At 46.2% G+C, this 11390-nt stretch carries 4 protein-coding genes; all 4 read right to left on the reverse strand.

Annotated elements, in window-relative coordinates; genetic code table 11:
* Nucleotides 1-9: 9 nt before the first annotated feature.
* From IPH84_04640 to IPH84_04655, 4 genes are read right to left on the reverse strand one after another with little or no spacing between them, the layout of a single operon-like run.
* Complete coding sequence (locus IPH84_04640; protein ID MBK7172518.1) at nucleotides 10-2394, reverse strand: PKD domain-containing protein; 2385 nt, start codon at nucleotides 2392-2394, stop codon at nucleotides 10-12.
* Complete coding sequence (locus IPH84_04645) at nucleotides 2279-2737, reverse strand: PKD domain-containing protein (protein ID MBK7172519.1); 459 nt, start codon at nucleotides 2735-2737, stop codon at nucleotides 2279-2281. The genes IPH84_04640 and IPH84_04645 overlap by 116 nt, the downstream gene beginning before the upstream one ends.
* Complete coding sequence (locus tag IPH84_04650) at nucleotides 2731-8331, reverse strand: PKD domain-containing protein (GenBank protein ID MBK7172520.1); 5601 nt, start codon at nucleotides 8329-8331, stop codon at nucleotides 2731-2733. The genes IPH84_04645 and IPH84_04650 overlap by 7 nt, the downstream gene beginning before the upstream one ends.
* The gene (locus tag IPH84_04655) at nucleotides 8318-11332 is read right to left on the reverse strand and encodes a hypothetical protein (protein ID MBK7172521.1); all 3015 of its coding nucleotides are present in this window, start codon (nucleotides 11330-11332) and stop codon (nucleotides 8318-8320) included. The genes IPH84_04650 and IPH84_04655 overlap by 14 nt, the downstream gene beginning before the upstream one ends.
* Nucleotides 11333-11390: the final 58 nt, after the last annotated feature.

Genomic DNA, 11390 nt, shown 5'->3' on the forward strand with positions numbered 1-11390 from the left:
AACAAAAAACTATCTTATTAGCACAATTGTGCCATACTCCTTATCCGTCAGCTTATCATGGTTCCCTACATCCTTATTATTCCAGATAGTTCCATCGCGGAAGATGGCCTGGATCTTCCAGACATACACATCCTGCTGCACAGGGTGTCCTTTGTAGGTTCCATCCCAGGACTCCACCGGTGATCCTCTCTCATCCAGCTGCTTGGATTCCCAGATCATGGCTCCGTGTGAGTTATACACCTGGCAGTGGTAAGTGGCAAGGTTCTGCCCTACAGGTTTCCATATCCTTGTCTGCTGCAGCGTACCTCCCGGGGCAAAAGCATTGGGGACATACAAGCCTTTGAAGAGCAAGGTATATAACATGCTGGTGGTATCCGAGCAGCCCTGCTCATTCAGGGTAACCAGGGTCACAGTATAGGTGCCGTCTTCGGTGTAAGTGATCAGTGGGGAGGCCAGTGGTGATATCTCTCCATTGCCAAAGTCCCAGTGGTATTCATCGGCTCCGATGGATCCATCGTTGAACTGCACCTGTCCCTGCACCTGTTCTACATCTTCTGTATAGCTGAAAGCACTCAGTGGTGAGGGTTCCACATCTACCATTGCTCTTAAGGTATCAGCACATTGGTTGGTATCGCTGGCGGTCAGCAGTACCCTATACCTGCCGATACTGTCGAACACGAACTGCGGAGTAGATCCCTGCATTGAGCCTAAAAATCTTCCCAAACTGTCACTCACCCTCCATCCCCATAGGTTCAGCGGGGCAAGGTAAGGATCTGAATGGTCGAAGAAGTAGGTCGGATGCCCTACACAGGCAATAGAGCTGTTAAAGGTAGCAGAAGGCAGTCCATGGATTATCAGGCTGGTGGTGGCGGTATCACGGCATCCCGACTGGTTGGTGACAATCAGCCTGGGGTCATAACTGCCCGGGGCAGGATAAACCCAGGAGGGGTTGCGGTTTACAGCGGTGTCATACACACTCTGAGGGTCACCAAACTCCCAGCGGTAAGTGAGCAATGTGGCTCCATTGGCTTTGGTGGTATCGGTGAACATCGACTCCTGCTTGTAACATACATCCTGTGTTGAAAAACCTGCCATCGGGGTGGCGATTACCGTGATCACCCTTTGTGTGGAGTCACTGATCACGCTGCCCCCAACGATGGTGCTGACCTTTAGTTTTACAAGGAAAGTACCCGGCTGGGTGAAAGTATGGGTGGTGAGGGATTGATAGCTGTTATAAGTGGTCGGTTGTGCGGTATCTCCCCAGGTCCATACCCACTGACTGATCTGTGCATCACAGGTAGAAAAGTCCGCAAACTCAAGGGCATAGTTCTGGCATAACAAGGTGTCTGATGGCGTATAGGCTGCCACAATACAAGGGGAACGCTGAATGCTGTCAGTGACTGTTGCCGTGCATCCATTCCCATCCACTACGGTCAATGTGGTTACATAGGTTCCGGCTGTGGTGTATTTATGCGTGGTGCTGGTATTTGGGGCATTGATGGTATCCAGTGTCCCGTCGCCAAAGTTCCAGTACATGGTAGTAATAGCACTTGCGGTATCGATGCTTTGGCTGGTAAAGGTGATGGTTGAGTCGCAGCTGCCCGGGGTGTAATCGAACTGTGCTACAGGCAAAGCATGCACCTGAACGCTTTGGTAAGCATCCGCCTGGCATCCGAACTTGTCAGTGGTGGAGAAGTTAATGGTATAGAAGCCCGGGGCGGTAAAAATATGTCCCGGGGTTTTGAGGGTGCTCAGGTTCTGTGCTCCCGACTGAGGATCCCCAAAGTTCCACTGGAAACTGATCAGGGAATCGGCAGGAGCAGCAGGGGTGAGCAACTGCGGGGTGAACTGCATAGGCTCACCGAAGCAGGACTGTGTATAACTGAAGGTAGCAGTGAGCTCTGAGGGGACACATACCTGCTGGAAGGCTGTATCCACACATCCACGGATATCGGTGATCATCAGCTTTACCTCATAGCAGGAGTCAATGGCATAATACACATGGTTGGGGTTCTGTCCATTGCCATACTGGTAAGGCTCAAACTCCCAGTTCCATCCTGTGACCAGTGCCTGGTAGCTCCATGAGGAGTCCTGGAACTGTACCGCTCCATTGGCACAGGGACTGGCTGAGTATTTAAAGTAGGCCGTAGGCTTGTTCCATACCTGCAGTGGCATGGTCTTCACATGGGTGCAGCCATGCTCGGTAGTGGTGGTAAGGGTGATGGTATAAGTGCCTGCGGTAGTGAAGGTGTATTGCGGGTTCTGCATCGTGCTGGTATCAGCGGTGCCTGAGAGTCCAAAGTCCCAGTTCCATGCAACAAGGGTATCTCCCTGTGGGGCAGAGCTCAGGTCGGTGAACTGTGTGGGGGACTCGGCACAGGCCTGCTGGGCCAAAGTACGATTGCGGGGCACTGTGGATGGTCACAGGATGGCTGATGGCATTCTGGCAACCCGAGGTATCACTGATCGTGAGCACCACGGTAAAGGTACCGGCCACTCCATAGCTATGCTGCGGGTTTTGTGTGTTTGCAGTGGGACTGCCATCACCAAAGTTCCAGTTGTAAGTCTGTACCGCTCCCACCTGTGTGGCGGTGGTATCGGTAAAGAAGGTGGTGGCTGATCCAAGGCAAAGCAGGCTGTCATTGTAAAAATCTACTCCTGGTTTTGGAACAATGGATACATTCTGTTCCAGGGTATCCTGGCAGCCTGAAGCATTGGCAGTAATAAGCCTTACCAAATAAGTGCCCGGGTTGGCATAGTTATGTACCGGGTTGGTTTGGGTACTTGAGTTACTGCTTCCCGATGTGGATCGCCAAAGTTCCAGCTATGGGATACCAGTGTGGGACCTCCATTCAGACTGGTCTGGTCGGTGAACTGTGTGGCTTGTCCCTGGCAGGTATTCTGATAGCTGAAAGCCGTGAGCGGGGAGGCAGAGATGGTCACAGGGATAACACGTGTATGGCTGCAGCCCTGTTGTGTGCCAAGGGTCAGGCTTACAAGGAAAGTGCCCGGCTGGCTGTAGGTATGTGTTACCGTGGGGTGGTAAGTAGTAAAAGTGGTATCATTATCATCACCGAACTGCCAGTACCAGTTGTTGATTATTCCGCCATTGCCATTGCCCAAATCGGTGAAGGTGATCTCTGTGCCGGAGCAGGCGGGGGTATTGAAGCTGAAGTTCGACAGCGGACCGGGGGTTACGACCACTGCATTGGTCTTGGTATTTACGCAGCCTGCCGTATCGGTGATGGTGAGCATCACATTGAAAGTGCCGGACTGGGCATAGATATGCATCGGATCCACAAGGGTAGAACTCAGCCCATCCCCGAACTGCCAGTACCAGCTCTGGGTGGCATTTACATTCACCGCTGTGCTGGAAGTGAACTGGGTGGTATCACCACTGCATCCTGCCAAAGAACTGAAGTCTACCAGAGGTGGTGGGGTTACATTCACTGTTGAAGTGGTTGTATCACTGCATCCGCCTGAGATAATGGCTATCAGCCTTACTGTATAGGTCCCTGCGGTATTGAAGTTATGGATAGGGTTCTGCTGGCTGCTCTGGTTGGAAGAGCCTGAGCCCGGGTCACCAAAGTCCCATTGCCAGTTGGAGATGCCGGAGGTGGTATTGCTTAGAGAAAGATCCGTGAACGATACCGCTGCTCCCTGGCAGGCGGCGCCATGACTGAACAGCGCCGTAGGTTTGGGAAGGATGGTAAGGGTTTTGGTCTGCAGGTTGGTACAGGAATCGGAGCTTTTTACTGTCAGGGTTACATTGAAAGTCCCCGCCTGGGCATAGGTATGTGATACAGAGGCTGTAGCAGGGAAGTTGATTACCTGGGTGTTGCCATCACCAAAATCCCAGAACCAGCGCGTTACATATCCCGCAGCAGAAGTAGTAAGATCAGTAAACTGTACCAGCTGATCATCACAGGCAGGAGAAGAGAAGTCGAAGTTCACAAGGGGCAGCGGAACGATGATGATCGGGTGGCTGCGCTGGTTCTCACATCCTGCCGTATCGGTAACGGTGAGCGTGACGGTATAGGTCCCGGCAAAGGTATATACATGGCTGGGAGACTGAAGGGTACTGCTGCCTCCATCCCCAAAGCTCCAGTACCAGCTGGCAATGGTGGGGACAGCCATGCCTGCAGGGCTGAACTGTGCAGGATTATCCTGGCAGGCGCTCTGGAAGCTGAAGTCGGTAACAGGCAAAGGCTTGATGGTTACAGGGTAGCTGATCGTATCGGAGCAGCCGTTTAAGGTGAGGGTGATCAAGTTCACTGTATAGTTGCCCGTAGCGGCATAGCTGTGTATGGGGTTCTGATCAGTACTGGTATTGAATACTCCTGAACCAGGATCGCCAAAGTTCCACTGCCAGGAGGTCAGGCTCTGACTTCCGGAAGTGGTGGTAAGGTCGGTGAAGTGTACAGGGCTGTCCTTGCAATGGCCTGAGCTCATAAAGTCGGCCGTAGGGGAACCAAACACATTCACCACTCTGGAGAAGCTATGGGTACAGCCCTCGGAGTTGGTAACGGTAAGGGTCACATTGAAAGTACCTGTTACGGCATAGATATGGCTTACATCGGGGATCGCAGGGAACAGGATGGTCTGAACAGGGCTCCCATCGCCAAAGTTCCAGCTCCAGCTGGTCAGGTAGCCCGATTCTGTGGTACTCTGGTTATTGAAGCTGATGGTTTGTCCCTGGCAGTTATCGGTGGCAGAGCTGAACAAGGCCGTTGGCGGTGGGGTAACAATCAGGGTATGGGAACGGGATCCTTCGCAGCCTGCGGTATCGGTGATGGTAAGGATTACCGTATAGGTGCCTGCTGCAATATAGGTGTATTGGGTGTTGCGGGTATTGGAAGTAGAGCCATCGCCAAAATCCCAGTGGTAGGTAGCCGTAGCATTCAGGTTGATCAAGGTACTGTCGGCCCAGAACAAGGTGGGGGTGCCCAGGCAGCCGGTGGTACTAGTAAAATCAGCCAGGGGAGCGCCTTTTACATTCACCTGCCGAATGATAGTGTCGCTGCAGCCATTAAAGTTCTGTACAATCAGGGTTACATCATACAAGCCTGCCGTAGTATATAGATGTGTTGGATCTTCCAGTGTGCTGGTGTTCAAAGATCCTGAAGCAGGATCACCAAAATCCCAGCTCCAGCTGGTTACGGCTCCCCCTCCATTGGTGTTGCTCGCATCGTTGAAAATGGCCAGTTCATCCTGGCAGCTATTCCAGTATTCAAAGCTTGCATCTGGTGGACGGGAAACAATAACCAGCGTGGTAAAGATATCCCGGCAACCAAAGTTGGTTTCTATGCTCAGGCTCACAGAATAAGTTCCGGGGCCTGAATAATTATGTTCCGTATTCGCTGCTGATGGGAAGTAGATAGTATCAGCCGGACTTCCATCTCCAAAATCCCATATCCATCGGTTAACAAACCCCTGCCCTACTCCTGGTGCAATTGTACTAAGATCTGTAAACCAGGTTTTTCCTCCTTCACAATTTGGGGTTAGGTAGCTGAAAAAAGCGTTCGGACCCGGCCTCACTTCTACCGGGTGGGTGATGGAATAGCTACATCCGTTGGTATCGATAACACTTAAAGTGACCTGGTAGGTGCCATGACTGGGATAAACATGGGAGGGTTCATTCGGAGTATTGAAACTGGCATAAGTCCCATCACCAAAATCCCATAACCATTGACTGATCTTATTGATATAGTTCCCACTTACACTAAAAAAGGTCGTATCGCCAAAACAAGGCAGGTTAGCTGTGAAATCAGTTACCGGCGTTGGACTCATGATAACAATCACTGTATCTGACATCGATCGGCTGCAATTGCCTGACGGATTGGTCCCCATCACCGAATACTGCCCGGGAGTATTAAACAATCCAAATATCAATGGATGGCCGCTCCCGGAAAAGGGTAAGCTTACTGCGGAACCATTGTAGTTCAGCTGATATACCATTCCAACCTGTGACCCACTCAAACCAATCACTACTCCTGAATCCGATTCACAAAATACCCCATCATGGGTTACACTCATATGAAATGGGGATGGAAGTGGATTCACAGTTATGGAAGCCAGGCCAGTAATCGAGTCCGAAGGAACAGTACAATTGGCATCACTGGCAGCACTGATCCAGTAACTGCTGGTGATATTCGGACTCACATTCACAACATAAGGAGAAGTACTTATTCCTCCCACCGTAACTGCCTGAATACCATTTGTATAAGTTAAGTCCCAGGGAGGTGTCCCGGTAAATGTAAACATTAATGGTGTACTGGTTTGTTCGCAAATATCTGTAGATCCTGAAATGGATGTAGTCGGATCAGGATGAACGGTAAGCATCAACTCATCATCACCAGCAAGATTATTGCATCCGGTCAGGTCCAGATGTAGTATAATTTGAGAACCGACATCATTTGGCCCAGGGGTATAATTTGAGAAAAGTGATGTAGGGTTACTAAAATAGCCATCGCCTGATGAAGACCATAAAGATGAAAAATGATACTGGGCATTGGCATTCAGAGAAAAAGGACGTTCATCACATATGAAATCATCAATGCCTGCATAACCAATTGGCGTTGGATCAATTCTTAATACAAACTCATCAGTAACCAAATTGGAATGACAATTGCCAACTCCATAACTACTTAGAACAAAATGTATCTCTCTGTCAATAGTAATTCGATCAACGGGGCCAGGATAATATATTGGATCTAAGACATTTTCTGCGCTTAAATTTCCATCTCCTCCATAAAATGTCCAGTTTATTGAATCCGCATTTGCATGTAATGCAATTCCAGAAAGTTGATATAAACGCTGAGTGTTACAAATGAAATCGTCAGGACCTGCATCAACAGAAGGATATGGAGAAATGAACAGAATCTTATCATCGACTGCTGAATGAAATTGGCAAGCCCCAATACCTTTTACATGTAACAAAAGATTCACATATCCAGTTGAGAAATCATTATTACCCGGGATATATGCGGGGAGAAGAATATTCTCATCATTAAACAAACCATCTCCCCCAACCCACATTATTGTTGAGAAATTATTGGCTTGTGCATCCAGTATTTGGACAGGATTATTCATCTGTAAGCAATGGAACTCATCATTTCCAGCATTTACCATTGGCATTGGATCGATGTTCAGAATCATCTGGTCGGTTACCAATTCGGTGGCACAGGCTCCGGCACCCGTCCCCGACAATGTAAGTATTACCTGACCTGTGGCAATATCATTCAGGCCCAGGATATAGACTGCATTTAACAGGTTTACATTATTGAAGGTTCCATCGCCACTGCTGCTCCATTGGTATAATCCACAGTTTTGAGCCAATCCAGACAGGCTGTAATTGTTAGCTGAACAGATCGTGGCATTGCTCCCTGCCGACACATCAGGATAGGGGGAGATTGTCAATATCATCCCATCCCAGGCTGTTTGTCCGGCACAGCTAAGGGCTCCTTCAACCTCAAGTGTCAGGTAAATATCACCCGTTTCATTAGGCAAGGGTGTATAAACAGGATTTATTGTATTGGAACCTGCCAGGCTACCAGTACCTGTTTCTGTCCAGCTGATCCCCCCTGTTATAGTGTTCTGGGCTGTGGCTCCTGTAATATTGAATACTGTGCCCTGGCATACCGATACATCTGGTCCTGCATTGGCCACAGGCGTAGGATCAATGGTCAGAATCATCTGATCATTAACATCTGTGCAAGGTGAGGCTGCAATTCCCTGCAAACTCAAGGTAATATTTCCACTCTCACCCAGACCTGGAGTATAAACAGGGTGCAAAAATGTTGGATTATTAAAGCTCCCAGTTCCCGAATGACTCCATAGTAAGGATACACAATTCTGCGCCACTGAACCCGTAAGGGTATAGCTACTATTCTGACAAACTGAAGCATCCGATCCTGCATTGGCGGTGGGTTGTCGTGTTATATACAGGGTCATTGAAGATGACTCAACCGGGCAGGGGGATACCGCTGAGGCTGATAGGGTTAGTACCACTGATCCGAACATAATATCTGCTGCACCAGGCGTATAAATGGGATGCAATACCGAATTACTACTAAAACTCCCGCTTCCATTACTGCTCCATTGCAACCCCGTATAACCCGATGCTGATGAGTTTGACAAGGTATAACTACTCCCCTCGCATATTGTAGCATTTCCTCCAGCATCAGAACTGGCTGCAGGCTGTATTGTCAGCTGCATCTGGTCAGCATCTGAAATGCAGGGTGATTGTGAAGTTCCGGTCAGCGTCAGGGTTATGGTCCCTGTTTCGTTGACATCGGGTAAATACGTTGGATGAAGATTAGTTGGATTCAACAGATATTTGCAGTGTCATCCCGGAAACCGCACTCTGGCAGGCTGCCAGAGAATTTGCCGTCAGTGTTAAGACAACACTACCTGATTGTATATCAGTAAGACTGGGGGTGTATACCGGATGAAGAATGCCTGTATTATTGAAACTACCATTTCCGGAGGTTGACCAGGTAAGGGAAGAATAATTAGCAGCATTCGATGCCGAAAGCGTATAGGAACTACCTTCGCAAATGCTTGCATTGGAACCCGCAAAGGAAGTAGCTGACGGATTGATGGTCAGGTTCATTGAATTAGTGATCTGGCCGCATGGGGGATTACCATTAGCTGTCAATGTTAAAACAACTATTCCGTTTTCAGTCACACCAGGGGTATAGGTTGGAGTTAAGGTACTGGCATTACTCAAACTTCCCTGTCCATTGTGGCTCCATATCACAGAAGTATATCCACTGGCTGATGCCGTGGTAATGGTATAAGGTGAATTCTGGCATGTGGTGGCATCAAGACCGGCATTCGCAGTAGCTGTGGAAAGGAATTTAAGAACCAGGAAATCGCTGCTTGCAAGGCAAGGTGATATTCCAGAACTAATAAGTGTTAAAGAAACGGAACCAACTGTGAGATCATTTAAACTAGGAGTATAGGTTGGATGTAAAGTATTTGGATTACTAAAGGAGCCAGTACCAGAAGATGTCCAATAGGGGTTACTAGAATTAATAATATAAGAATCCTGCAATAAGTATGGGAGAAGTTCGCCGCATAAAGTGTCATCAAAACCTGCAAAAGTCTGAGGAGAGGGTTGAATATGGATTATTAATTGATCTTGTTCATTTGAACATGGTGAAAGGCCAATACCAGTAAGGGTTAAAGTTACATCTGTTGTTTCATTAGGAGCACTGAGATAAGTAGGTGTTATAGTATTTGGAGAAAGCAACGTTCCATTCCCATTATGAGTCCAGTTCACGGATGTCACATTTTGAGCTGAAGCTCCAGAAATAGTGTAAGAACCTGATTGGCAGATTGTAACATCAGGGCCAGCATTTAGTAAGGCTGCTTTTTGAATAAATAAAATAAGTGTATCTGCGATCCCTTCACAGGATGACCCATTACTTGGAGTAAGTATTAAAAGGACCTGCCCGGCACTGATATCATTTAGACTAGGTGTATAAACAGGATTCAGAATACTGGCACTATTAAATGAACCGGTTCCAGATGTTGTCCATTCCACTGATAATGCATTAGTTGCAGTAGCTTCAGAAAGAAGTACGGGTAAATCATCTGTGCATACAGTCAAGTCATTTCCTGCAAAAGCAGTTGAAGAGGGACCATCAGAGAGTAAAAGTTTCATGAGAAAAATATCATAGCCACCATTATAGGTTGGATCGAGAGCATTGGGTGTGGTTGGGAGATTTGGGGACTTAGTTTCACCTAGTAAGTATACTGTATCTGCAATTAAATGTATTGACATTCCTTGATCGATGTTATTTCCTCCCAAGAATGTAGAATAAATTAACTGAACTAATGTCGTATCTAAAACAGTTAAAAAACCATCACTTAGACCTCCATTAAATGTATTATCATAACAACATTGCGTAGTAGGAAATTCAAGTCCACATGACCCTGTCAAGAACAACTGATAATCTGCAGATATCTCAATGTTCTGAATAAAATCATCGCCGGTACCACCTAGATATGTGGAACGAATAACCATACTTCCATCAGAACTAAGTTTAATAACTATCCCATCACTATTTCCACCTCCGAATAATATCTGAAAGGCAAAAGACTGATGTAAAAAACCGGGGCCAGCTTTTCCTGTAATTAACAAGTTTTTATTCTCATCAATGTTTGGTTCACCTCTCGGTATATCATCACCTGATGTACCTAAATATGTTGAATAAAGCAACGTCGTTAAATTAGAATCGAATTTGCAAGCAATAATATCATATGTACCGCCATTAAATGTATTATCATATGCTCCAGATGTAGTAGGAAAAGTACCTTGTACAATACCCGTGATATAGATATTTGATTCATTATCACTAGTGATCCCTACCCCTCTATCAGCATTCGTACTGTCAATATATGTCGACGCAAGCAATTGATTTCCGCTTGAATTCAACTTTGAGACAAAAATATCATACCAACCTCCGTTTGATGTTTGAAATGCATTAGGTGTAATTGGAAAATTTCCCGAGGTTTGTCCAACAATACAAATATTCTCCTGGTTATCAATATGAATTTGAAAAGGCTGATCCTCAGCAGGCCCACCTAGAAAAGTTGAAAACACAATATTATCACCTGAATTATTAATTCGTGCTATAAAAACATCATATGGTCCACCTTGAAAATTCGTTTGATAGCTACCACTAGTAACCGGGAAACCAATACTTGCATCTCCGGCAATTACAATATCATTATTACTTCCAATCAGTTTGATACTATAGCCATAATCATTCCCGGGTCCTCCTAAATAGGTTGAAAAAATAATATTCTCACCAGTTGGGTCCATTTTCACAACAAAAGCATCAAATCCACCATTATAACTTGGACTCACAACGCCAGGTGTAGTAGGAAAATTTAGGCTAGTTGTTCGTCCAGTAAAGTAAATATTACCTTCAGTATCAGTTACAGAATTACCAGACAGGAAAAAATCATCTCCACTTCCTCCACAATAACTTAGAAAGGTTAATTCTGGATCGATTATTAAGTCAAAATTTTTATCATATTTTCCAACTATTAAGGAAACTATTCCTCTATTATCGATATGATAATTCAGATTTACTAATATTTTTTTATTCCCAATCAACTGATAAGCTTCAGGAATTCTTTCAATCATCAAACCTATTATTGTACTAATTTCTAAATCTCCATTGTCTTTAACAGATACCCCTATATTTCCGTTGATCTTAAATTTAAATTTGCTAAGATCGCCATTAGGGTGGACAATTATATCGCTCTTCAACCTATATGCATCAGAATAATAGATCAAATCTATCTTTTCGTACATATTGCTATAAACAAGGCTTTTAAAATTTTTTAAACCTGAATACCATTGATCTGGATTA

The organism is Bacteroidales bacterium, assembly GCA_016707785.1.
In the GTDB taxonomy this organism is placed as follows: domain Bacteria; phylum Bacteroidota; class Bacteroidia; order Bacteroidales; family UBA4417; genus UBA4417.